The organism is Brucella sp. NBRC 14130 (assembly GCF_040371715.1).
Classification (GTDB): domain Bacteria; phylum Pseudomonadota; class Alphaproteobacteria; order Rhizobiales; family Rhizobiaceae; genus Brucella; species Brucella intermedia.
Map to the genome: position 1 here is coordinate 1 of NZ_BAABTE010000017.1, position 23,505 is coordinate 23,505.

The following is a 23,505-nucleotide window of genomic DNA, read 5'->3' on the forward strand; positions in this document are numbered from 1 at the left end:
GTTTTCTCGCGCATCCTGATCCGAAAACCGCTTCGCACTTTTCGGGATGCGACTTTGTTTTCTCGCGCATCCTGATCCGAAAACCGCTTCGCACTTTTCGGGATGCGACTTTGTTTTCTCGCGCATCTTGGTCCGAAAACCGCTTCGCACTTTTCGGGATGCGCGATAATCTCGCCATCAGACGATTCCCTTTTCAAAAAGTCCCGATCACATGAGCTTAGCCGTCAATCCCGCCGAAAATCTCGCCGCCCTCATCCGCTGCCCATCCGTAACGCCCGCCGAAGGCGGCGCGCTGACGGCACTGGAAGCGATGCTGAAGCCGATGGGGTTTTCGGTGGAGCGGCCCGTCTTCCGCGATGAAGGCACGCCCGATATCGAAAACCTCTATGCGCGCAAGTCGGGCAACGGCCCGCACCTGATGTTCGCGGGCCATACCGACGTCGTGCCGCCCGGCAATGAAGGCGACTGGAAACACCCGCCCTTTTCCGCCGCCATCGAAGACGGCGTGATGTACGGTCGCGGCGCGGTGGACATGAAGGGCGGCGTCGCCTGCTTCGTCGCAGCCGTTGCCCGTCACATCGAAAAGCACGGAAGCCTCAAGGGCAGCGTTTCCTTCCTCATCACCGGCGACGAGGAAGGCCCGGCCATCAATGGCACGGTCAAGCTTCTCGACTGGGCCAAGCAGCGCGGCGAAAGCTGGGATGCATCCATCGTCGGCGAGCCGACCAATCCCAATGCGCTCGGCGACATGATCAAGATCGGGCGGCGCGGGTCGCTGTCAGGCACCATCACCGTCCACGGCGTGCAAGGTCATGCGGCCTATCCGCATCTGGCCGAAAATCCGGTGCGCGGCATCACAACGCTGGTCGACAGCCTGCTTTACCCGGCTTTCGACACAGGCACTGCCGATTTCCAGGCCAGCAATCTGGAAGTCACCACCATCGATGTGGGCAACACGGCCACCAATGTCATTGCGAACAAGGCAACCGCCTCGTTCAACATTCGCTTCAACGACACATGGACCGCGGAGAGCCTGCAAGCTGAAATCGTGGCGCGCCTCGAAAAGGCCGCCCGCGACAATCGCCTTCGCCCGGGCCGTGAAACGCCGATCAATTATGAACTGACCTGGCGCGAGCATCCGAGCCATGTGTTCCTGACCCGCGACGAAAAGCTGATCGGCACGCTGACCGCATCGGTGGAGGCCGTCACCGGCAAGCGCCCGGAACTATCGACTTCCGGCGGCACGTCCGATGCCCGCTTCATCAAGGATTACTGCCCGGTGGTCGAGTTCGGCCTCGTCGGGCAGACCATGCACATGGTCGACGAGCGCGTGGCCCTTGCCGACCTTGAAGGCCTGACACAGATTTATGAACGCTTCATTGCCGATTTCTTTGGGTAGAGCATAGCCCCGGACAGTCGCAGGACGTGTCCGCCCGGATTATGCGAAAAATTGGGAATCTCATGCCAAGCCTGGACGATATTTTCAGATATTTCTGGGGCGTCTGGAAAATGATGCTCGGGCGCAAGGACGGACTGGATCACCTCGACATTTCCGCCGAGGGCTTCTGGTCGTCCTTCTATGCGATAGCCATTGCGCTGCCGCCGATGTTCGCAGGCTGGGTCGCTTATGCGGCGAACCTGACGGCGGGACGCGAGGAAGCGGGCCTGCGCTTCGCCATCGTCACCCGCGCCGCCTTCGTCGACATAGCGGCATGGATCGTGCCGCTCGTCGTCATCGGGCTTCTCGCCAAGCGCATCGGCATCGCCAAGCGTTATGCTGCGTTCGTGATTGCCACCAATTGGGGCAGCGCGCTGATTTCATGGATCTTCGCGCCGATCACGCTGCTGCAACTTTTCTTCCCCGGACGCACCGACGTGGCGACATTGTTCGCCTTCATCATGTTCGGCATATCCGTCGTGCTGAGCTACCGGCTGACTTTCATCGCGCTGCAGCGCCCCCATGCCTATGCCGCGCCGTTCTTCGCCTGCATCTTCTTCGGTTCCCTGTTCCTGACCGTCCTGTTGCAGAATTTACTCGGAATCGGCTTCGAACCCCACGCTTACTAGCAAGATAGCCGTTATATCGGCATGGGATGATTGAGGGCACCAGCAATCTCGGCCATGACGGCGCGCAGAGCCGGGACGGCCTTCATGTCGGAGTGAACAACCATCCAAACCTCACGCAGAAGCGGAGCATGATCCGGCAGCGCTGGCACGAGATGCTCCTGTGTTTCAGCCATGAAATCCGGCAGCATGGCGATGCCTGCGTTCTCGCTCACGAGCGCAAGCTGCATCTCCAGCGTGTTGGCGCGCAAGGCAATTGGCCGGGTGCCAGCCAGGGCAAGCAGGTAAGCCTGCTGCGGTGCGTCCTCCAAACTTTCATCGTAGGCAATGAACTGCCATTCTTCTGGGCGGGTTCGCGCCAGATAGTGTCGACTTGCGTAAGGGCGAAAGGCTTCCTCGCCAAGCCTGCGGATGGTGAGGTCGCCGGTCGTCGGACGTGTCAGGCGTATAGCTATATCCGCTTCCCGACGGTTCAGGGAACTGAAGCGCGCCTCCCCGATCACACGCATATGGATACCCGGATACTGCGCCGATATTGCAGCAAGCGGCCGGGCTAGTCTCGCAACCGCGTAAGAGGGCGGCGCCGTGAGTGTAACGGTAGCGCTTATACCAGTATCGCGGACTGCGCCCAGCCGACTGATAGCCTGCGCCTCGTCTTGCATCTTGCGGGCAATTGCAGCGATCCGTTCACCGTCTTCCGTCAGCAGAAAACGCCGCCCGCGACGGTCAACCAATTTCAAACTGGTTTCGCTTTCCAGGGCAGCCACACGTCGCGCTATCGTCGCATGCTCTACATTCAGCATCCGCGCCGCGCCCGACAGAGTGCCGCTATCGGCCAAAGCTACAAAGTAACGTACGCTCTCCCAGTTCACCATTGTGAAATTTTTCCCATACGTTGCGATCAAAACAGCAATTTTTTCCCGTTTCTCTATCCCCGATACTGCCCCGGATTGCAACGGAGGCTAAACTGATGGACCACGAGATCATCCTGAACGAAACCGGTGAAGCAGGGCTGCTTCAGACAGTCCCGCAGACGCCCCGAAGCCCCGGTGCGGGCGAGATACGCATCCGCCACGAGGCAATCGGCGTGAATTTCGTCGACATCTACCACCGTACCGGCCTTTATCCGCTGCCGTCCTTTCCGGCTGTGCTCGGCGTCGAAGGCGCAGGCGTGGTGGAAGCCGTCGGATCGAGTGTAACTGATCTCAAACCGGGTGACCGGGTGGCCTATGCAGGCCTCCCCGTGGGTGCCTATGCCTCGACCCGGCTTCTACCCGCCCAAAGGGCCCTGATGCTGCCCAATACAATTTCCGCGCCGACGGCGGCAGCCACAATGCTGCGCGGTCTTACCACCCATATGCTCCTGACCGATACATTCCCCGTTGGCCCGGATACGGTCATGCTGGTGCATGCAGCCGCAGGCGGACTGGGTACTCTGTTGACCCGCTGGGGCAAGGCTCTCGGAGCAACGGTAATCGGCACAGTCAGTTCGGAAGAAAAGGCCGAAACCGCGCGCGAGAACGGCGCGGATCATGTGCTCGTTGGGCGCGATTGTGATTTTATCACCGCTACCAGACGCCTTACGAACGGACAGGGGGTTCACGTCGCCTATGACGGTATCGGTGGAGAAATTCTGTCCAAAACCGCGCAATGCGTGCGCCATCTCGGAACTCTGGCGAGCATCGGTCAGGCCGGTGGAAAAATCTCCCAGACCGTCATTGATGCACTTGGCAATCAAGCAGATTTTTCTTTCGTCCGGCCAAGCGTGATCGCTTACATCAACGATCTGGACAACTACCGAAACGCCGCTTCCAAGCTTTTCGGCATGATGGAAGAAGGCCTCGCCGGAACTGTCGGCACCACCTATGCACTGACCGAAGCAGCGGAAGCCCATCGTGCACTGGAGACGGGAAAATCATCCGGAAGTTTGCTTTTGATCCCCTAGAGCGCGCTAAAACGGAAAGGCGTAGTCCACACCGACGAGATAAAGCCCATAGGGCGGCGCAACCTGCCCGCAGGCCTTGCGATCTCTGGCTTCCAAAGCAGCTTGCAGATCATCCGCCGTCCAGCGGCCGACGCCCACTTCCATCAGGCTGCCGGCAAAGGAGCGCACCTGATTGTGCAGGAAGGACCGCGCTGAAACGCGCATCTCTATCATGTCGCCATTGCGCGTCACATCGAGGCGGTCGAGCGTCTTGACCGGGCTCTTGGCCTGGCATTGCGTGGCGCGAAACGTGGTGAAATCGTGCTCGCCCAGAAGCCGCTTCGCCGCTTCATGCATTGCCTCCGCATCGAGCCGCTTCTGAACCCACCATGCACGCTGGTAGTCGATCGCCAGAGGCGCACGACGATTATGGATGCGGTAGAGATAATGCCTGCTACGGGCCGAAAAACGCGCGTCGAACGTGTCCGTCGTCTTCTCGACATTCAATATGCTGACGCGCTCATCGGCCATGACCAGATGCGCATTGACCGCGTCGCGCACCTTGCCCGCGTCCCAATCCTTGGCGAGATCGACATGGGCAACCTGCGCCGTCGCATGAACACCCGCATCGGTGCGGCCCGCAGCGCTTAGCGTCAGGTCTTCGCCACAGAACTTCTTGAACGCCAGTTCGATTGCATTCTGCACCGCATGGCCGTTTTCCTGCCGCTGCCAGCCGACATAGGGCGTGCCGTCATATTCGACAGTGAGCTTGTAGCGCGGCACCGCCTACAGAACCTTCGTGACCTGTGCGCCACGCAGAAACTCCTGCGCAGGCAATGGCTTGCCGCCGGAACGCTGCAGCGTGACGAGCCGAATGGCACCCTCGCCGCAGGCAACCGTCAGGCGATCGTCCAGCACCGTGCCCGGTTCGCCCTTGCCCTCACCCAAGGTGGAGCGCTGCAATTTCACGCGCTCGACAGCGCCGTTGATTTCCATTTCGCACCACGCGCCCGGAAAGGGCGACAGGCCGCGAATGGTGTTGTGCACGTCCTTTGCAGGCTTCGACCAGTCGATGCGCGCCTCGGCCTTGTCGATCTTGGCGGCATAGGTCACGCCTTCCTCCGCCTGCGGCTGCAAGGCAAGGCTTTCCCGCTCAAGGGCACCCAGCGCACGGATCATCAGGTCGGCCCCGATCATGCTCAGGCGATCATGCAACTCACCTGCCGTCATGTCGGGCGTGATGGTAACCTTTTCAGCCATTGCAACAGGCCCGGTATCGAGCCCCGCATCCATCTTCATGATCATCATGCCGGTTTCCGCATCGCCCGCCATGATGGCGCGCTGGATGGGAGCCGCTCCGCGCCAGCGCGGCAAAAGCGAGGCATGGCCGTTATAGCAACCGAGGCGCGGCGCATCCAGAATGGCTTGCGGCAGCAGCAGGCCATAGGCCACGACCACCGCGACATCGGCCTCAAGGCTTGCGAAAATGTCCTGCTCTTCCGCGCTTCTGAGGCTCTTCGGCGTGAACACCGGAATGCCGAACTGCTCGGCTTTTTCATGCACCGGCGACTTGGTCAGCTCCAGCCCGCGACGGCCCGCCGGGCGCGGCGGCTGCGTATAGACCGCAACAACCTCATAACCGTGACCGATGATGGCGGTGAGGATCGGCACGGAAAATTCCGGCGTCCCCATGAAAACGACACGCATTAAAGAACCTTCTTAGGCGCGCTCTGGCTGGCGAGCTTCTTGAATTTCTTGATGACCATATCGCGCTTCAGCTTGGAAATATGATCGATGAAGAGCACGCCGTTCAGATGGTCGATCTCATGCTGCAGGCAGGTGGCCATCAGCCCGTCGGCTTCTATTGCATGCGGCTTGCCGTCAGCATCGAAATAATTGACCTTGATGGCTGCTGGCCGTTCAACTTCCGCATAATAATCCGGGATCGATAGGCAGCCTTCCTCATAGGTGCTGGCTTCATCCGTCACGCCGACGATTTCGGGGTTGATGAAGACATGCGGCGCTTTCGGTTCCCCTTCCTTGGCGAGGTCGATGACGAGCATGCGGATCGGCTCGCCCACCTGAATGGCGGCAAGGCCAATGCCCGGCGCATCATACATGGTGTCGAACATGTCGCCGGCAAATTTGCGCAGCTGGTCGTCAAAGCGCTCCACAGGCTTGGAAACCTGGCGCAGGACGGGATCGGGAAGGATGACAAGCGGTTTTACAGACATGGGCTTTCACGTAATGGCTCGCGTGAGAATCGTCAATTACACTTTGCAAAATGTTCTCGTTTTGATCTCATCAAGGCGACACGAATCAGTTAAGCTCACTTCATGGAAAACCAGAATCTCTTGAATGAGCCGCTTCTGCAGCTCGGCGCCACATCCTTCACGCTCGGCAATATCCTGCTGGCGGGTATCGTGGTGCTGGTGCTGTGTCTTGCCCTTTTTCTGATCGCGGCAGCACGCTCCGCCCGGCTTCGCGCAGTTGCGGAAGCGCAGGCGGAGGACCGGGCCCGCGATGCGGAATATCGCATGGCGGAAATCCTCAAGGCGCAGGCCGAGATGCAGGGCCGGATGCAGACCATGGCGGAAGTGTTCGGCTCAAGGCAGGCCGAGCTTAACCAGTCGATCCGCGAGCGGCTCGACGGCATGACGCATCGCATCGGCCAGACGATGACCGAGCAGACCCGCTCGACGCATGAAAACCTCGCCAAATTGCAGGAGCGCCTCGCCGTCATCGACACGGCGCAGAACAATATCCAGTCGCTCGCCGGACAGGTGGTGCAGTTGCAGGCGATCCTCGCCAACAAGCAGACGCGCGGCGCTTTCGGCCAGTCGCGCATGGAAGCGATCATCGCCGATGGCCTGCCGCAAGGCGCCTACGAGTTCCAGGCAACGCTTTCCAACAGCACCCGTCCCGATTGCCTTGTGCGCATGCCGAACAATGCGCCCTCGCTGGTGATCGACGCGAAGTTTCCGCTCGAAGCCTGGAATTCGATGCGTGAGACGGAACAGCCGGAGGCGCGCAAGGCGGCGGTCGCCCAGTTCCGCCGCGACATGGAAATTCATATCAAGGACGTGTCCGACAAATATCTGATCCCCGGCGAAACGCAGGACACGGCTTTCCTGTTCGTGCCCTCGGAATCGATCTTTGCGGATATTCACGAACATTTCGAGGCGCTGATCCAGCGCGCGCACCGGGCACGGGTCGTCATCGTCTCGCCCTCGCTGCTGATGCTGTCGATTCAGGTCATTCAGGCCATCCTGAAGGATGCCCGCATGCGCGAGCAGGCGCATGTCATTCAGGGCGAGGTGATCCGCTTGATGGAAGATGTCGGCCGTCTGGATGAGCGCGTGCGCAAGCTGCAAACCCATTTCGTGCAGGCCAACAAGGATATTGACGATATTCTTGTGTCGTCAGCCAAGGTCACGAAACGCGGCGCGAAGATCGAGGCGCTGGAATTCGGCGAAAAGCCTGCCGAGGAAACACCTCGCTCGCAGGCAAGACCGGCGGACGGTTCGACCAGCCAGCTACGCCTGCGCGTGGTGGATGAGGACTAGTTTTTTCGGTTTGGAATAGCGATGCTGCTTTTTCCCTCGTCTTTCGATCCTTCGATCCTTCGATCCTTCGAGACGGTGCTGCGCACCTCCTCAGGATGAGGGAAGCGCGAAACCGCTCTCGTTCAAAAAGTCGGTGCCTTTGTTAATATCAGTGCCTTTGTTAATCCTCTGCATCGATGTTTAACATCGTTGGCCTCAGAACATCGGGCTTGCCGCCCCTCATCCTGAGGTGCGGAGCGAAACGTAGCCTTGAAGGATCGGTGACAGGAAGCCGCTCAGGAACTGACTGGCCGGTCGGAATGACCGAGATCGCGCTCCGGCCAGACCAGATCACGCACGCGCTGCTTCAACACCTTGGCTTCCGGAAAGCCGCCATCGCGCTTGCGCTCCCAGATGAGTTCTTCGCTCCCATCTGGCATTAGCACGCGGATTTCAAAAACCCCGCCGGTTCCCGGACGCAACGCCACTTCCGCCAAATCCTGCCCGAAAGTCTGCAACAGTTCCTGCGCCATCCACGCTGCACGCAATAGCCAGTTGCATTGCGTGCAGTAGGTGATGGAAATGCGGGGATGTGTAGGCACGGTTCTCACCTCGCAGGACATGAGCAATCTTAAGGTCGATTGCCACACCTTGTTAGGCAGGCAAACTTGCATCAACATCTATCTTCCAACGACCAGCGGGGGCAAGTCATGGAAGTAACAGTCTACATTCTGCGTTGCGCGGATGGGTCTTATTATACCGGGCTTACCAAGCAGAACATCGAAGCCCGGTTGTGGGAACACAACGAAGGTATCTACGATAGCTATACGAAGAAGCGCCGACCGGTCGAGCTTGTCTTCACCGAGACCTATGACCGGATCGTCGATGCCATTGTGCGAGAACGACAGATCAAAGGATGGTCGCGGGCAAAGAAAGAAGCATTAATGGCTATGGATTATGAGCGTCTGCCCGAATTTTCGAAGCGGGGATAAGATCGGTTGTTGAACTCGTCCCCCCTCATCCTGAGGAGGCGCCCTGAGCGCAGCTCAAGGGAGCCGTCTCGAAGGGCTGAGGGCGAGCGGCGTGTCGTCAAAAAAGATAGGGCGCCGAAGCGCCCGATCTCTCAGTCAATGTTCAACAAATCAACAATGGATCAATCATCGCCCATCTTGAGCGCCTGAATAAAGGCCTCCTGCGGGATTTCAACCTTGCCGAACTGGCGCATACGCTTCTTGCCTTCCTTCTGCTTTTCCAGAAGTTTGCGCTTGCGCGTCACGTCGCCGCCGTAGCACTTGGCCGTCACGTCCTTGCGCAGCGCCGAGATCGTCTCCCGCGCCACGATGCGGCCGCCGATCGCCGCCTGGATCGGGATCTTGAACATATGCTGCGGGATCAACTCTTTCAGCTTTTCGCACAGCGCGCGGCCACGCTTTTCCGCTGCCGTTCGGTGCACCAGCATCGACAGCGCATCGACCGGCTCTTCGTTGACGAGGATCGACATCTTGACCAGATCGCCCTCGCGGTAATCTGAAAGATTGTAATCGAACGAGGCATAACCCTTCGAGATCGACTTCAACCGGTCGTAGAAATCGAACACCACTTCGTTGAGCGGCAGATCATAGGTGATCATGGCGCGCGGGCCGACATAGGTCAGGTCGATCTGGATGCCGCGGCGCTCCTGGCAAAGCTTCATGATAGCGCCGAGATAATCATCCGGCGTCATGATGGTTGCCTTGATCCATGGCTCTTCAATCGCGTTGATCTTCACGATATCCGGCATATCGGCCGGATTGTGCAGCTCCTTCTGCGAACCGTCCTGCATGTTGAGGCGGTAGACGACCGAAGGCGCGGTCGTGATGAGGTCGAGATTGAACTCGCGCTCAAGACGCTCCTGAATGATTTCCAGATGCAGAAGGCCGAGGAAACCGCAGCGGAAGCCAAAGCCAAGCGCGGCGGATGTTTCCATTTCGAACGAGAACGACGCGTCGTTGAGGCGCAGCTTGCCCATGGCGGCGCGCAGGTCCTCGAAATCAGCCGCATCGACCGGGAACAGGCCGCAGAACACCACCGGCTGCGCGGGCTTGAAGCCGGACAGCATCTTTTCCGTTGGGCGGCGATCTTCGGTGATCGTATCGCCGACGCGGGTGTCGGCCACTTCCTTGATCGAAGCGGTGATGAAGCCAAGCTCGCCGGGGCCGAGTTCGTCCACCTGAACCATTTTGGGCGTGAAAACACCGGTGCGCTCCACCGGATATTTCGCGCCAGTACCCATCATGCGGATGGTCTGGCCCTTTTTCAACACGCCATCGATGATGCGCACCAGAACGATGACGCCGAGATAGCTGTCATACCAGCTGTCGACCAGCATGGCCTTGAGCGGCGCATTGCGGTCGCCTTCCTTCGGCGCGGGCAGCTGGGTGACGATGGCTTCCAGCACATCCTCGATGCCGAGGCCGGTCTTGGCGGAAATGTGCACGGCCTGCGCCGCATCGATGCCGATGACTTCCTCGATCTGCTGCTTGACGCGCTCGGGCTCGGCGGCGGGCAGGTCGATCTTGTTCAGCACGACCACGATTTCATGGTTGTTGTCGATGGCCTGATAAACGTTCGCCAGCGTCTGCGCTTCCACGCCCTGGGAAGCGTCCACCACCAGAAGCGAACCTTCGCACGCGGCCAGCGAGCGCGAGACTTCATAGGCGAAGTCGACGTGTCCGGGCGTGTCGATCAGGTTCAGCACGTAATCCTCGCCGTTCTTCGCCTTGTAGGAGAGACGGACGGTCTGCGCCTTGATGGTGATGCCGCGCTCACGCTCGATATCCATCGAGTCGAGAACCTGATCCTTCATCTCGCGCGTATCCAGCCCGCCGGTCAACTGGATGAGGCGGTCGGCCAGCGTCGATTTGCCGTGGTCGATATGGGCGACGATCGAAAAATTGCGAATATGGTCAAGTGGTGTGCTCATGCGCGCGATTTAACAGCAAGACGCCAAATTTCAAAGGAGTATTCGCGCCAAAAGGCGGGAAAACCGGCAGCTTTCGCAATCGTGACAACAAGTCCCCTTTGCCTTGTGGCAAAAAGGCGATAAATCACCGCTCGAATAGCGTGCTTTCATGCAGGAGTTTAGGATGAAGACCGAACCGAACGAAGTCCATAACAGGCCGAAACTGGTCACCGTTTTCGGCGGCTCAGGCTTTGTCGGGCGCGCAGTGGTTGCGGCTCTCACCAAGCGCGGCTACCGCGTGCGCGTTGCCGTGCGCAAGCCGGAAATTGCCTATTACATGGCGCCGCTCGGCAATGTCGGCCAGATCCAGATGGTGCAGGCCAATGTACGCCATCGCGGCTCCGTGGAACATGTCATCAAGGGTTCCGACCATGTGGTCAACCTCGTCGGCATTCTGTCCGAAAGCGGTCGCCAGCGTTTCAACACGGTTCAGGTGCTCGGCGCGAAGAATGTCGCAGAAGCCGCCAAGGCCGCAGGCATCCGCATGACGCATGTGTCCTCGCTTGCAGCCGACGCCAATTCGCCGTCGGATTATGCGCGCACCAAGGCGGAAGGCGAAAAGGCCATTCTTTCCGTCCTGCCGGACAGCGTCATCCTGCGCCCGTCGATCATTTTCGGTCCCGAGGACCGCTTCTTCAACCGCTTCGCCAACATGGCGCGCTTCTCACCATTCCTGCCTGCAATCGGCGGCGGCGAAACGAAGCTTCAGCCGGTCTATGTCGGCGACGTGGCGGAAGCCGTGGCGCGTGCCGTCGACGGCAAGCTGATGCCGGGCGGCGTCTATGAACTCGGCGGCCCCGATGTGCAGCCATTCAGGAACTGGATGAAGGACATGCTCGGCGTGATCGCCCGCAAGCGCCTCATCGTCTCCATGCCCTGGTGGGTTGCCCGCTTGCAGGCATCGATCCTCGGCCTGCTGCCGAACCCGATGCTCACCAACGATCAGGTGACACTGCTGAAATTCGACAATGTGGTTTCGGAAAAAGCCATCAAGGAAGGCCGCACTTTGCAGGGCATGGGCATCACGCCGGAAAGCGTCGACGCCGTGCTGCCATCCTATCTGTGGCGCTACCGCGTCGCCGGCCAGTACACCAAGACCGGCTTTGCTTGATCCACAGCCGCAGCGGAAATGAACAAGGGGCCGAAAGGCCCCTTTTTGCTGCCCGGCTCACGGGCTTTTTGTCCGCTGCGCGGACCGCACCTCATCCCCAGATCATCAGTGCCGCCATTCCGAGCGCACCGACGATCAGACGCCACCAGGCAAACAGCTTGAAGCCGTGGCGGGAGACGTAATCGAGCAGATAGCGCACGACGAAAACGCCGGAGATGAAGGCCATCACAAAGCCTACCCCGATCAGCGCCCCGTCGTTGAACGACAGGATATCGCGGCTCTTGTAGAGGTCATAGGCAAAAGCGCCCGCCATGGTGGGCATGGCGAGGAAGAACGAGAACTCGGCTGCCGAACGCTTGTCGGCGCCGAGCAGCAGAGAGCCGACAATGGTGGAACCGGAGCGCGACACGCCCGGTATCATCGCCAGACACTGGATGAAGCCGATGGCGAGGCACATGGGCAGCGGATAATCCATCACATCGTGATAGCGCGGACGCAGATTGAGCTGGTCCACCCACAGCAGGACGAACCCGCCGATGATAAGCATGGCGCAGACCAGCATCGGCGTTTCGAACAGCACGCTCTTGATGAAGCCATGCGCGAGAGCGCCGATGACCGCCGCAGGCAGGAAGGCGACCAGAATGCCGAAAACGAAGCGCCGCGTGCGGGCATCGCGGGGGAAATCGGTGAGGATTTTAAGAAGTTTCGCCGAATAGACCGTCAGAATGGCCAGAATGGCGCCGAGCTGGATCAGCACCTCGAAGGTCTTTCCTGTGGATTCAAAGCCAAGAAAGTGCCCGACCAGCAGCAAATGCCCGGTGGAGGAAACAGGGATAAATTCGGTCAGACCTTCGATGAGACCGAGAAATGCAGCTTCCAGTAGATTGAAAATATCCATGAAGTCAGTACCTTGGGATAGTGGGCACGGTGACGGGTTAAAAAGACGGATCGGGATAGCGGGCCATCGGCTGAAAACACGCATTTCCAGCGATTGCTTGTCTCACGCAAACATAGCCCTTATAGACTTTATATTCCGTTGAGGCGGCGTCGAATCGCTTGATAGCAGGAAATAGCCTGCTGCATGCGCAAACGCCAGCCGCCGTGCAAACTCCGGACGTTCAATTCAAGCTTCAGTCGAGAGTCTCGCGTCGATCATGCTTACGCTTTTTCATCATCCCATGTCTTCGGGTTCGCGCTATGTGCGGCTCATCCTCGGCGAATATGGCGTTGAAGCGGAACTTATCGAGGAACGGCCGTGGTCGCGCCGCAAGGAATTCCTGGCGCTGAACCCGGCGGCAACCCTGCCCGTGCTCCTGGCCGAAAACGACCTTCCGGTCGTCGGCGCAACGGTGATCGCCGAATATCTGGACGAGACGCGCGGCGCATTGAAGCGCAGCCGCCGCCTCCTGCCGGAAAGCCCGATGGAGCGCGCCGAAGTGCGCCGTCTGGTCGACTGGTTCCTGCTGAAATTCGAAAATGAAGTGACGCGGCACATTGCCCGCGAACGTGTATTCAAGTTGCAGATGGCGGCAGAGATGGGCGGCAGCGCGCCGGATTCGACCGCCATCCGCGCCGCCCGCACCAATATCCGCCAGCATATGAAATATATCGACTGGCTGGCCGCGACCCGCGACTGGCTCGGCGGCGCGCATCCAAGCTATGCCGACATGGCGGCGGCAGCTTCCATTTCCGTGCTCGATTATCTGGGCGAGATCGAATGGGGCGAAACCAAAGCGGCGCGTGACTGGTATGCACGCATGAAATCGCGCCCGGCTTTCCGCCCGTTGCTTTCCGACCGCGTGCGCGGGCTTGCCCCGGTGGCCCATTATGGCGACCTCGATTTCTGATAGCCGCCCACAGAAACTCAAGCGCTTCCTGATCGAAGAAGCGAAGGCGGCTGGTTTCGACGCGGTTGCCTTCACCACGCCCGATGCAATTCCGCACGCGCCCGAACGGCTGCGCCAGTATATTGCCGACGGCCACCACGCCGATATGGACTGGATGGAGGAAACGGAAGCCCGCCGTGCCGATCCGAGCGTGCTGTGGCCGGAAGTCCGTTCCATCATGATGCTGGCCATGAATTACGGGCCGGACGCCAATCCGCTCGCCATTCTGGAAAAGCAGGATCGCGCGGCCATATCCGTCTATGCGCAGAACCGCGACTATCATGACATCATCAAGGGCAAGCTGAAGCACATTGCGAGCCGTTTTGCCGCGCGCGCCGGACAGGATGTCAAGGTCTTCGTCGATACCGCGCCCGTCATGGAAAAACCGCTGGCGCAAGCTGCCGGTCTCGGCTGGCAGGGCAAGCATACCAATCTGGTCAGCCGCGAGCTTGGCTCATGGCTGTTCCTCGGCTCGATCTTCACCACGGCGGAAATTCCGCCCGACGCGCCCGATCGCGACCATTGCGGCTCCTGCCGCGCCTGTCTCGACGCCTGCCCGACCAAGGCTTTCCCCGCGCCCTATCGCATCGATGCGCGGCGCTGCATTTCCTATCTCACCATCGAGAACAAGGGACCGATCCCGCAAGAGTTCCGGAAAGCCATGGGCAACCGCATCTATGGCTGCGACGACTGCCTTTCCGTCTGCCCGTGGAACAAGTTCGCGCAGGCGACCAGCGAAATGAAGCTGAAAGCCCGCGAAGACCTGAAGGAACCGCGTCTCAACGATCTGCTGGCGCTGGATGACCCGGCTTTCCGCACGCTGTTTTCCGGCTCCCCGGTGAAACGGATCGGGCGCGATCGCTTCATCCGTAATGTGCTGATCGCTACCGGCAATTCCGGCGATGCGACGCTTCTGCCGGATGTCGAACGATTGCTGGAAGACGAAGCGCCGGTCGTGCGCGGCGCAGCGATATGGGCCTTGAAGCAACTGGCAAGCCCCGACCACGCAGCCAGTGTTCAGAAACGCCTGGCCTCATCGGAAGAGGATGCTACGGTACAGGCAGAGTGGGACATGGAGAAAGTTTGATGCGCATATTTCTGTTCGGAGCAGGTTTCTCCGCCCAGGCCTTTGCACGCAGGATGACCGGCGAAGCAGAACGCATCGACGGGACCACGCGGCACGAGCAGAAATTCCCCCTCCTCGAACAGGCGGGCATAAAGCCGCTGCTTTTCGACGGGCAAACGCCCTCGCCCGAACTTCTGGACAGGCTTGCCCAATCGACCCATGTGGTCGTTTCGATCTCTCCCGGCGAAAGCGGCGATCCCGCCGTCGCCATCGTCGAGGAAGCGCTTCGCCGTTCCGACAACACCATCCGCTGGATCGGCTATCTGTCGACGGTCGGCGTCTATGGCGACCATCAGGGCGCGTGGGTAGACGAAACCACGGCCTGCAAACCTTCCTCGCGCCGCAATCTGGAACGCGTCGAAGCCGAAAAGGCGTGGGGACAATTGAGCGAACGGCACGGAACACCGCTCGCGATCTTAAGGCTTTCCGGCATTTATGGACCGGGCCGCAATGCCTTCGTCAATCTGAAGCGCGGCACCGCGCGGCGCGTCATCAAGGAAAACCAGATTTTCAACCGCATCCATGTCGATGACATTGCCGGTTCCTTGCGCTTTATGGCAGGCACCGATACGGGCGGCATCTTCAATATCACCGACAATGAGCCGAGCCCCCCGCAGGATGTCGTCACGTACGCCGCCGAACTGATGGGCGTGGCGCCACCGCCGGAAGTCGCCTTCGAGGATGCCGATCTGACGCCGATGGCACGCTCCTTCTATGGCGAGAACAAACGTGTCTCCAATCGGCGCATCAGGGATCTGGGTTACGAATTTGCTTATCCCGATTACCGGACGGCCTTTTCGGCCATGTGGCGCGATGATCGCTGGCGCTGAAGCCGTGCTGCTGCTAAAAGCAAGCTCGTAACAGAACCGGGACAACACAGAATGAGCAGCACCGAACTCGCAACCAGATAAGCCGCAACAGCCTTTCCGACCTGTTGCGGCGTCTGCCCCGGACCAAATCCCCGCATCCCGAAGATGCGCGTTTATAGAAGGCAGATAGCCGCCCGATTTTTCTCGAGCGGATGCTTAGTCATGCCTTTTGATAACAAACAAACTCCACAGTGGAGCTATTCCCTGCCATTCGCGCTCGTGCTGATGGCTCCTTTCGACATTCTCGCCTCGCTGGCCATGGACATCTACCTGCCGGTCGTGCCGTCCATGCCTGCCATCCTGCGAACGACCCCCGCCATGGTGCAACTGACCCTCAGCCTCTACATGGTGATGCTGGGCGTCGGGCAGTTGCTGTTCGGCCCGTTGTCGGACCGTTTCGGGCGCAGGCCCGTCCTGATCGGCGGCGGGCTGGTTTTCGCCCTTTCGTCCTTCGCCCTGGCGATCACAGACAATGCAGCGGTTTTCGTGGCGCTTCGTTTCGTACAGGCAACAGGCGCTTCGGCGGCGCTGGTCGCAACTTTCGCAACGGTCCGCGATGTTTATGCCGCCCGTCCGGAAGGTGCGACGATCTACGGCCTTTTCAGCGCCATGCTTTCCTTCGTCCCGGCGCTCGGGCCGATTGCCGGGGCGCTTGTCGCAAAGGGTTTTGGATGGCGGGCGATCTTCGCCATGCTCGGCCTCCTCGGCCTCGCCGTGACGTTGCGCGCCTTGCGCCACTGGCAGGAGACGCGGCCAGCCGGCACTGCCCCAGGTAACGGAAGTCTCCGCCGGATCGTGCGCGACTTCAGCTTCTGGACCTATACGCTCGGCTTCGCGACGGCGATGGGCACGTTCTTCGTGTTCTTTTCCACCGCACCGCGCATTCTGATCGAACGCGGCGGCTCTGGTGAAACCGGCTTCAGCTTTGCCTTTGCAAGCGTTGCCCTCGTCATGATTGCCGCCACCCGCGTCCTGCCCCGCAAGACGCAGAAATGGGGCCCGCGCACCAGCGTGGCGCTGGGCATGGCCACGCTTCTTGCCAGCGCCCTGCTTCTGGTTCTCGGCGAAACATTGCTGGCGCCTTCGTTCCTGAGCCTCATCGTCCCCATGTGGCTTGCCGCTGTCGGCATCGTTCTCACCGCGTCGATGACGGCAAACGGTGCGCTTGCCGCCTTTGACGACAGCGCGGGCATGGCGGTCGCGGTCTATTTCTGCATCCAGAGCCTGATCGTCAGCCTTGCAGGAACAGCACTGGTCATCTTCCTGCCCGGCGATACCGCATGGCCCTTGATCGCCTTCTGCACGGTGATGCCATTCCTGGTTCTGGCCTTGCTGGCAAGGCTGCGGCAGCACTGACGAAATGCGGTCGGCAGCACAAACTGCCGACCGCCATTGAAGCCCCGCCGTTGACACAGCATAATGCCCGCAATCCGGCCGCCTTGATTCGCAGCCGCAGCCCCGGCAAAACATGGAATTGCCCCATGATCGCAAACAGATTGAAGAAGATCGTTCTCGCAGCTTCGCTTGCCGCAATGATCGCTCCCGACTTCGTGCCCATGGCCGTCGCGGAAGACATGCCCGCCAAACAGGCTTTTGGCGCGCAGGCGCTTCCTGTTCTGGCGCAAGACCCGCAATCCATCGGCTTTTATGCCAAGGGATGCCTCGCCGGAGCGGTGGCTCTGCCGACGGACGGACCGAACTGGCAGGTGATGCGGCTTTCGCGCAATCGTCGCTGGGGCCATCCGCGCATGATCGGCCTTCTGGAAAAACTCTCCCGCGATGCGGCAAAGGACGGGTGGCCCGGCCTGCTCGTCGGCGACATTTCGCAACCGCGCGGTGGCCCGATGCTGACCGGCCACGCCTCGCATCAGGTCGGCCTCGATGCCGATATCTGGCTGACGCCAATGCCCAAAAAGCGGTTTACCGATGCCGAACGTGAAAGCGTTTCCGCCGTTTCGATGCTGAAACCGGATTCGCTCTATGTCGATCCGAAGAAATGGACCCCTGCCCGCACGGCGCTTATCAAACATGCCGCAAGCTACCCGGAAGTCGAGCGCATCTTCGTGCATCCCGGCATCAAGAAGGAGCTTTGCGACACGGTGAAGGGCGACAGGAGCTGGCTCGGCAAGGTTCGCCCCTATTGGGGTCACTTCTACCATTTCCATGTGCGTCTGACCTGCCAGCCCGGTTCGCCCCAGTGCAAGGGACAGCCGAAAGTGGCTGCCGGTGACGGTTGTGACAAGTCGCTCGCCTGGTGGTTTACGGATGAACCGTGGAAGCCGGCAAAGCCGTCGACGGAACCGCCGAAAAAGCCGCGCCCGGTGATGGTCTCCGATCTGCCGAAGGCTTGCGCCGCCGTGCTCAACGGTCCTTCCCCGAATTCGATCGCCGATGTCACCTACGGCGTGCAGTGAGGCTTTTAGCGCTTTTCAGGTTCTGGGCACTTCGCTATAGGTTTAAAACGATTTAGAATGCCAATGACAAGGTTATCAACTCGTAAGGTTGCTCATTCATGACGGAACGCCTGCGCATCGCATTGATCGCCCACGACCAGAAGAAGGACGACATGGTCGCCTTCGCAAAAGCGCATGAGCAGGCACTGTCCCGCTATGACATCGTGGCGACGGGAACGACTGGCGGCCTCATACTTGATGCCTGCCCTTCCCTCCGCATTCAGCGCGTGAAAAGCGGGCCGCTCGGCGGCGACCAGCAAATCGGCGCCATGATTGCGGAAGGAACGGTGGAAGTGCTCATCTTCTTCATCGACCCGCTGTCTCCGCTTCCGCACGATGTCGATGTGAAGGCGCTGACGCGCCTCGGCAGCGTCTACGACATTCCGATGGCGCTCAATCGCGCAACCGCCGAAAGGCTGATCAAGGCGCTCGACTAACAAAACGCACTGATCCGCCGCGGGCGTTTTTCTGCGGACGGATGACATGACCAGGGAGAGGACATGCCCGCGACGATCGCATGTCCCAAAAACGGGAACCGGTTCTGGGACAAAGACATGCATGAAAACAAAGAGATAGAGCGGACCGAACAGGGTTTCCGGTTTCCGGTACTTGTCGGCGATATCGGCGGCACCAATGCCCGTTTTGCCATCCTGGTGGATTCCAATGCCGAGCCGAAGGAGTTTCCCGTTCTCCAGACCGCGGATTATGCAACCATCGATGAGGCCATACAGGACGCCGTTCTCGATCATACCTCGATCCGTCCGCGTTCCGCCATTCTGGCTGTGGCCGGTCCCGTCGACGGCGACGAGATCGACCTCACCAATTGCGACTGGGTCGTGCGCCCGAAGAAGATGATCGCCGATCTCGGTTTCGAGGATGTGACCGTGCTGAACGATTTCGAGGCGCAGGCGCTCGCCGTCGTGTCTCTGGGCAGCGAACATCTGGAACAGATCGGCGGCAGGCCCGAAGAAGTGATTGCTACCCGCGTCGTGCTCGGGCCGGGCACCGGGCTCGGCGTTGCCGGTCTTGTCCGCACGCGCCACGCATGGGTGCCGGTGCCGGGCGAAGGTGGTCATATCGACATCGGCCCGCGCAGCGAACGCGACTATCAGGTCTTCCCGCATATCGAGCGCATCGAAGGCCGCGTCGCTGGCGAACAGATTCTTTGCGGGCGCGGACTGCGCAATCTCTATCTGGCCATATGCGCCGCCGACGAGGTGACGCCGACGCTGGAAACCCCCGCCCACATCACCTCCGCCGGGCTCGACGGCAGCAATGCACAGGCGGAAGAGACCCTGCATCTGTTCGTAACCTATCTCGGGCGGCTGGCAGGCGATCTGGCGCTGATTTTCAAGGCGCAAGGCGGCGTCTATCTTTCCGGCGGCATTCCGCAGCGCATCCTTTCCGCGCTCAGGGCGGGTGCTTTCCGCGAGGCGTTCGAGGACAAGGCTCCGCACAAGGCCATCATGCGCGACATTCCTGTCCGCGTGATCACCCATCAGCTTGCAGCCCTTACCGGGCTTTCCGCCTTCGCACAGGCCCCAGCCCGTTTCGAAGTCTCGACCGAAGGGCGCCGCTGGCGGATCGACTGAGCGACGGGGCAAATATCAGAGTGGTGCAGGGGGCTCCATTTTAACCTGAACCGTTCCAGCGCTAAAGCTTGAGGATGGTCAAGCCGCGCGGATAACGTTATAGAAACGCTGCACCGAAATTGCCGAGGGCTTTTTCAGTGCAGCGTTTCCGTATGGAAGTCGTATTTTCAACGATAGCCACCGGTCCAGCCGGAGGGCCAAGAGACAAAAAGCGCTTTTGCACGTGAGTCTATTCAAGAAGAAAAACAAGAAGATCGATACGGGCGAAGCCACCCGCGTAATCCGGCGCATGATGTCGGAAAACATCCGCGAATATAAGCAGAACTACATCATAGCCATACTGGCATCGCTCATCGTCGGCGGATCGAACGGCGCGCTCGCCTATCTGATGAAGCCGATGATCGACAAGATTTTCTACGAGCAGAATCTCGGTCTGGTCTGGGTCATCTGCGGCGCATTGCTGGGCATTTTCATCTTGCGCGGCATTTCCGGCTACATACAGGCCGTGGAGCTTGCCAAGATCGGCAACAATCTGGTCGCGCGCTATCAGAAGCGCATTTTCGACCATCTGATGAAGCTCGGTCTCGATTTCTACAACGATACCCGTTCCGGCCATCTGGCGGCGCAGATCAACCAGAATGTTTCCGGCATCCGCGATCTCCTCAACATGACGATTTCGTCGATCGCGCGTGACCTTATCTCGCTGATCGGTCTCGTCGCCACCATGTTCTACATGGACCCGATCCTGTCCGTGGCGATCTTCCTGATCGGACCGCCGCTCATTCTGGCCGTTGCCTATATTTCGCGCCGCATTCGCTCCGTCACCCGCGATCTCGTGCATCTCAATTCCCATCTGCTGGGCGCGATGCAGGAATCGATTCAAGGCATTGCCATCGTCAAGGCCTTTACGATGGAAGACCAGCTGCGCGCCAAGATCGGCAAGCTGATCGACCAGTCCGAAGGCCGCAGCAACAAGATCGCCAAGGTGTCCGAGCGCACGACGCCCATTTCCGAAATGCTGGCCGGTTTTGCCGTGGCGGGCGTGCTGGCCTATAGCGGCTATCGCGCCATTCTCGAACAGCAGCCCCCCGGCGCAACCTTCGCCTTCATCACCGCGATGCTGCTCGCCTATGACCCGGCCCGCCGTCTTGCCCGCCTTCAGGTCGGGTTGGAAAAGGCGCTCGTCAACGCACGCATGATCTATGAAGTGCTGGATATAGAACCGCGCCAGCGCGATGTTGCGGACGCGGTGGAGCTGAAGGCCGGTCCCGGCGAAATCCGTTTCGAGGATATCTATTTCTCCTATAACGAGACCGCGCCGGTGCTGCACGGCGTCAGCTTCGTCGCCAGGGCGGGCGAAACCACCGCCGTGGTCGGCGCTTCGGGTGCCGGCAAGTCGACACTCATCAACCTTGTCCAGCGCTTCTACGATCTCGACCGCGGCCAGATCCTGTTCGATGGGCAGGACATTGCGCACGTCAGGAAGCAGTCGCTGCGCCATGCCATCGCCTATGTCTCGCAGCAGCCTTATCTGTTCGAAGGCACCATTGCCGACAACATCCGCTATGGCCGCCCGGACGCGACGGATGAGGAAATCATCGAGGCAGCCAAGCTTGCCCATGCGCATGAATTCATCCTGCAGCAGCCGCAGGGCTACGATACGCCGGTCGGCGAAAACGGCGTGACGCTTTCCGGCGGCCAGCGCCAGCGCGTTTCCATCGCCCGCGCCATCGTTCGCAATGCACCGGTTCTCCTGCTCGACGAGGCGACTTCCGCCCTCGACAATGAGTCCGAGAAGCGGGTCCAGCAGGCGCTGGAAGGCATCATGCAGAACCGCACCACGGTCGTGATTGCGCACCGCCTTTCCACCGTGGTGAATGCGGATCGCATCGTGGTGATGGAAGCCGGCCGGGTGGTGGAGGAAGGCCGTCACGACGACCTCATCGCCATCCCGAACGGCGTCTATGCCCGTTTCTATCAGTTGCAGAGCGGCAACGGCGATTTCATCACCGAAAAGACGACAGAAGAACTGCGGACAGGAGAACCACGATGAGCGGAGAAACGCAGAACAGCGAAATGGGCCTGGTCGTCGTCGGCGCTGGCGGACGCATGGGCCAGACCCTGATCCGCACCATCCAGACCATCGAAGGCGCGAAACTGGTCGGCGCCATCGAACGGTCCAGCTCTCCGCTTCTGGGCAGGGATGCGGGCGAAGTCACCGGCATCGGCCCGCTCGGCGTGCGCATAACCGACGATCCGCTGCCGGTCTTCGCCGGGGCGCACGGCGTTCTTGATTTCACAAGCCCGGCAGCAAGCGTCGAATTTGCGGGCCTCGCCGCACAGGCGCGCATCGTGCACGTCATCGGCACGACGGGCTGCTCGGCTGAGGACGAGGACAAGATTCGCGCCGCTGCCCGCCACGCAACCATCGTCAAGTCGGGTAATATGAGCCTCGGCGTCAATCTTCTGTCCGTTCTGGTGCTGAAGGCGGCGCAAGCGCTCGATCCGGCGGATTTCGACATCGAAATCCTTGAAATGCACCACAAGCACAAGGTCGATGCGCCATCCGGCACCGCCCTGCTGCTTGGCGAAGCGGCAGCGAAGGGACGCGACATTGCACTGGCGGAAAACAGCGTCCGCGTGCGCGACGGCTACACCGGGCCGCGTGAAACCGGCTCCATCGGCTTCGCCACCTTGCGTGGCGGTTCGGTCATCGGCGAGCACTCGGTCATTCTTGCCGGGCCCGGTGAGCGCATTGTTCTCTCCCACCATGCCGAAGACCGCTCGATCTTTGCGCGCGGTGCGATCAAGGCCGCACTTTGGGCCTATGGCAAAAAGCCCGGCCTCTATTCGATGCTCGATGTTCTCGGGCTGAACGACTGATTTTTCCACCGGAGCACCGATCCTGTTCAGATCGGCGCTCCAGAGTTTTGTTTTATCGCGCATCCTATCCGAAAACCGCCTCACACTTTTCGGGATGCGCTCTCTAACGGAGCGTTGCATATGTCTCGTACTCTCGTCCTGGTCCGCCACGGTCAAAGCGAATGGAACCTCAAGAACCTGTTCACCGGCTGGCGCGATCCGGGCCTGACCGAACAGGGCCATGCCGAAGCCAAGGCCGCTGGCCAGCGCCTGAAGGCCGCCGGTCTCAAGTTCGATATCGCTTACACGTCCGCGCTGTCGCGCGCGCAGGTGACCTGCCAGCACATTCTCGATGAGCTTGGCCAGTCGAACCTCGAAACGATTCGCGACCAGGCCCTGAACGAGCGCGACTATGGCGACCTGTCCGGCCTCAACAAGGACGATGCCCGCGCCAAATGGGGCGAGGAACAGGTCCATATCTGGCGCCGTTCCTATGACGTCCCGCCTCCGGGCGGCGAAAGCCTGAAGGATACCGGCGCGCGCGTATGGCCCTATTATCTGCACACGGTGCAGCCGCATGTGCTGCGCGGCGAGACGGTTCTGGTCGCCGCACACGGCAATTCGCTGCGGGCGCTCATCATGGCGCTGGACGGCCTGACCCCGGAACAGATTCTCAAGCAGGAACTCAACACCGGCGTTCCGGTCATTTACCGGCTCAATGCTGATTCGACCGTTGCTTCGAAGGAAATTCTCGAAGCCTGATAGCCGTTTGGCTGTGAATTTATCGGGCGCGCCCGCGCGCCCGACGACCTTTTCAACGCGAAAAAAGCATCGGCTGAAAAAAAGCTGGCTGAATGTCGAAAACGCGATTGACAGAGGCAGGTCGACCCCTTAGATGGGTCCTCGTCGCCCAGATGGCGGAATTGGTAGACGCACCAGCTTCAGGTGCTGGCGCTCGCAAGGGCGTGGAGGTTCGAGTCCTCTTCTGGGCACCATTTCCAAGTCTTCGGACCACTACCAAGGTCCAGAAGCACCCCAAAAAGCCCGCGCAAGCGGGCTTTTTTGTTTCTGG

General features: G+C 60.2%; 24 protein-coding genes and 1 tRNA gene. 18 read left to right on the forward strand and 7 right to left on the reverse strand.

The genetic code is table 11. The features are described 5' to 3' along the window. From ABWW28_RS23655 to ABWW28_RS23665, 3 genes are all read left to right on the forward strand, one after another. A partial coding sequence (locus tag ABWW28_RS23655; RefSeq protein ID WP_353392547.1) for a hypothetical protein occupies nt 1–215 on the forward strand: 215 nt, incomplete at its 5' end. Next, nucleotides 212–1,399 carry a succinyl-diaminopimelate desuccinylase gene (gene dapE / locus ABWW28_RS23660; protein WP_151659288.1) on the forward strand — a complete coding sequence of 396 codons (1,188 nt, stop codon included), beginning with the start codon at nt 212–214 and terminating at the stop codon, nt 1,397–1,399. The genes ABWW28_RS23655 and dapE, both read left to right, overlap by 4 nt. A gap of 62 nt (nt 1,400–1,461) precedes the next feature. Further along, on the forward strand, nt 1,462–2,067 hold the full coding sequence (locus ABWW28_RS23665; RefSeq protein ID WP_151659287.1) for a hypothetical protein: 606 nt from the start codon (nt 1,462–1,464) through the stop codon (nt 2,065–2,067). An 11-nt stretch (nt 2,068–2,078) separates the two neighbouring features. Here the strand turns inward: ABWW28_RS23665 and ABWW28_RS23670 are convergent, their stop codons facing one another. Further along, on the reverse strand, nt 2,079–2,939 hold the full coding sequence (locus tag ABWW28_RS23670) for a LysR family transcriptional regulator (RefSeq protein WP_021587106.1): 861 nt from the start codon (nt 2,937–2,939) through the stop codon (nt 2,079–2,081). Nucleotides 2,940–3,034: 95 nt separating this feature from the next. Between ABWW28_RS23670 and ABWW28_RS23675 the strand changes: the two genes are divergently transcribed. After that, nucleotides 3,035–4,009 (forward strand): quinone oxidoreductase family protein, encoded by a 975-nt coding sequence (locus tag ABWW28_RS23675; RefSeq protein WP_021587107.1) that lies wholly within the window; start codon nt 3,035–3,037, stop codon nt 4,007–4,009. A 6-nt stretch (nt 4,010–4,015) separates the two neighbouring features. On the opposite strand, the gene truA is transcribed toward ABWW28_RS23675, so the two are convergent. Genes truA through def form a run of 3 tightly spaced genes read right to left on the reverse strand, consistent with a single transcriptional unit; the run spans nt 4,016 to nt 6,222 of the window. Further along, nucleotides 4,016–4,771, reverse strand: a complete 756-nt coding sequence (gene truA, locus ABWW28_RS23680; RefSeq protein WP_021587108.1) for a tRNA pseudouridine(38-40) synthase TruA — start codon at nt 4,769–4,771, stop codon at nt 4,016–4,018. Between the two features lie 3 nt (nt 4,772–4,774). Continuing rightward, on the reverse strand, nt 4,775–5,695 hold the full coding sequence (gene fmt, locus ABWW28_RS23685; protein ID WP_021587109.1) for a methionyl-tRNA formyltransferase: 921 nt from the start codon (nt 5,693–5,695) through the stop codon (nt 4,775–4,777). Continuing rightward, on the reverse strand, nt 5,695–6,222 hold the full coding sequence (gene def / locus ABWW28_RS23690; RefSeq protein ID WP_021587110.1) for a peptide deformylase: 528 nt from the start codon (nt 6,220–6,222) through the stop codon (nt 5,695–5,697). The genes fmt and def overlap by 1 nt, the downstream gene beginning before the upstream one ends. 102 nt (nt 6,223–6,324) lie before the next feature. On the opposite strand from def, the gene ABWW28_RS23695 reads away from it, so the two are divergent. Further along, nucleotides 6,325–7,554, forward strand: coding sequence for a DNA recombination protein RmuC (locus tag ABWW28_RS23695; RefSeq protein WP_021587111.1), 1,230 nt, complete (start codon nt 6,325–6,327; stop codon nt 7,552–7,554). 275 nt (nt 7,555–7,829) lie between these two features. Here ABWW28_RS23695 and ABWW28_RS23700 read toward each other — a convergent pair whose 3' ends face one another. Continuing rightward, nucleotides 7,830–8,135, reverse strand: coding sequence for an Rdx family protein (locus tag ABWW28_RS23700; RefSeq protein WP_151599401.1), 306 nt, complete (start codon nt 8,133–8,135; stop codon nt 7,830–7,832). Nucleotides 8,136–8,243: 108 nt separating this feature from the next. On the opposite strand from ABWW28_RS23700, the gene ABWW28_RS23705 reads away from it, so the two are divergent. Next, nucleotides 8,244–8,525, forward strand: coding sequence for a GIY-YIG nuclease family protein (locus ABWW28_RS23705; protein WP_021587113.1), 282 nt, complete (start codon nt 8,244–8,246; stop codon nt 8,523–8,525). A 161-nt stretch (nt 8,526–8,686) separates the two neighbouring features. Here ABWW28_RS23705 and lepA read toward each other — a convergent pair whose 3' ends face one another. After that, a complete protein-coding gene (gene lepA / locus ABWW28_RS23710) occupies nt 8,687–10,495 on the reverse strand; it encodes a translation elongation factor 4 (protein WP_006467592.1) in 1,809 nt (602 codons plus the stop codon). A gap of 163 nt (nt 10,496–10,658) precedes the next feature. Between lepA and ABWW28_RS23715 the strand changes: the two genes are divergently transcribed. Further along, on the forward strand, nt 10,659–11,645 hold the full coding sequence (locus ABWW28_RS23715; protein WP_021587114.1) for a complex I NDUFA9 subunit family protein: 987 nt from the start codon (nt 10,659–10,661) through the stop codon (nt 11,643–11,645). Between the two features lie 91 nt (nt 11,646–11,736). Here the strand turns inward: ABWW28_RS23715 and ABWW28_RS23720 are convergent, their stop codons facing one another. After that, nucleotides 11,737–12,543 (reverse strand): undecaprenyl-diphosphate phosphatase, encoded by an 807-nt coding sequence (locus ABWW28_RS23720; RefSeq protein ID WP_006472284.1) that lies wholly within the window; start codon nt 12,541–12,543, stop codon nt 11,737–11,739. A 256-nt stretch (nt 12,544–12,799) separates the two neighbouring features. Here ABWW28_RS23720 and ABWW28_RS23725 point away from each other — a divergent pair, with 256 nt between their 5' ends. The 11 genes from ABWW28_RS23725 to ABWW28_RS23775 all read left to right on the forward strand — a co-directional run bounded on the left by ABWW28_RS23725 (nt 12,800) and on the right by ABWW28_RS23775 (nt 23,428). Next, on the forward strand, nt 12,800–13,492 hold the full coding sequence (locus tag ABWW28_RS23725; RefSeq protein WP_006467595.1) for a glutathione S-transferase family protein: 693 nt from the start codon (nt 12,800–12,802) through the stop codon (nt 13,490–13,492). Then, nucleotides 13,473–14,618, forward strand: a complete 1,146-nt coding sequence (queG, locus tag ABWW28_RS23730; RefSeq protein WP_021587115.1) for a tRNA epoxyqueuosine(34) reductase QueG — start codon at nt 13,473–13,475, stop codon at nt 14,616–14,618. Before ABWW28_RS23725 ends, queG begins: the two co-directional genes overlap by 20 nt. After that, entirely contained in the window at nt 14,618–15,487 is an 870-nt protein-coding gene (locus ABWW28_RS23735) for an SDR family oxidoreductase (protein ID WP_021587116.1), read from the forward strand. The genes queG and ABWW28_RS23735 overlap by 1 nt, the downstream gene beginning before the upstream one ends. Before the next feature lie 201 nt (nt 15,488–15,688). Continuing rightward, complete coding sequence (gene cml, locus ABWW28_RS23740; protein WP_021587117.1) at nt 15,689–16,882, forward strand: CmlA/FloR family chloramphenicol efflux MFS transporter; 1,194 nt, start codon at nt 15,689–15,691, stop codon at nt 16,880–16,882. Between the two features lie 125 nt (nt 16,883–17,007). After that, on the forward strand, nt 17,008–17,940 hold the full coding sequence (gene mepA / locus ABWW28_RS23745) for a penicillin-insensitive murein endopeptidase (protein WP_031346857.1): 933 nt from the start codon (nt 17,008–17,010) through the stop codon (nt 17,938–17,940). A 98-nt stretch (nt 17,941–18,038) separates the two neighbouring features. After that, nucleotides 18,039–18,416 carry a methylglyoxal synthase gene (locus ABWW28_RS23750; protein WP_021587119.1) on the forward strand — a complete coding sequence of 126 codons (378 nt, stop codon included), beginning with the start codon at nt 18,039–18,041 and terminating at the stop codon, nt 18,414–18,416. A 117-nt stretch (nt 18,417–18,533) separates the two neighbouring features. Then, nucleotides 18,534–19,571, forward strand: coding sequence for a glucokinase (locus ABWW28_RS23755; RefSeq protein ID WP_031346858.1), 1,038 nt, complete (start codon nt 18,534–18,536; stop codon nt 19,569–19,571). A gap of 223 nt (nt 19,572–19,794) precedes the next feature. Then, entirely contained in the window at nt 19,795–21,624 is a 1,830-nt protein-coding gene (locus ABWW28_RS23760; RefSeq protein WP_021587121.1) for an ABC transporter ATP-binding protein, read from the forward strand. Further along, nucleotides 21,621–22,454 carry a 4-hydroxy-tetrahydrodipicolinate reductase gene (gene dapB, locus ABWW28_RS23765; protein ID WP_176588653.1) on the forward strand — a complete coding sequence of 278 codons (834 nt, stop codon included), beginning with the start codon at nt 21,621–21,623 and terminating at the stop codon, nt 22,452–22,454. Before ABWW28_RS23760 ends, dapB begins: the two co-directional genes overlap by 4 nt. 120 nt (nt 22,455–22,574) lie before the next feature. Beyond that, on the forward strand, nt 22,575–23,195 hold the full coding sequence (locus ABWW28_RS23770) for a 2,3-bisphosphoglycerate-dependent phosphoglycerate mutase (RefSeq protein WP_006472278.1): 621 nt from the start codon (nt 22,575–22,577) through the stop codon (nt 23,193–23,195). 146 nt (nt 23,196–23,341) lie between these two features. After that, nucleotides 23,342–23,428, forward strand: a tRNA-Leu gene (locus ABWW28_RS23775). Nucleotides 23,429–23,505: the final 77 nt, after the last annotated feature.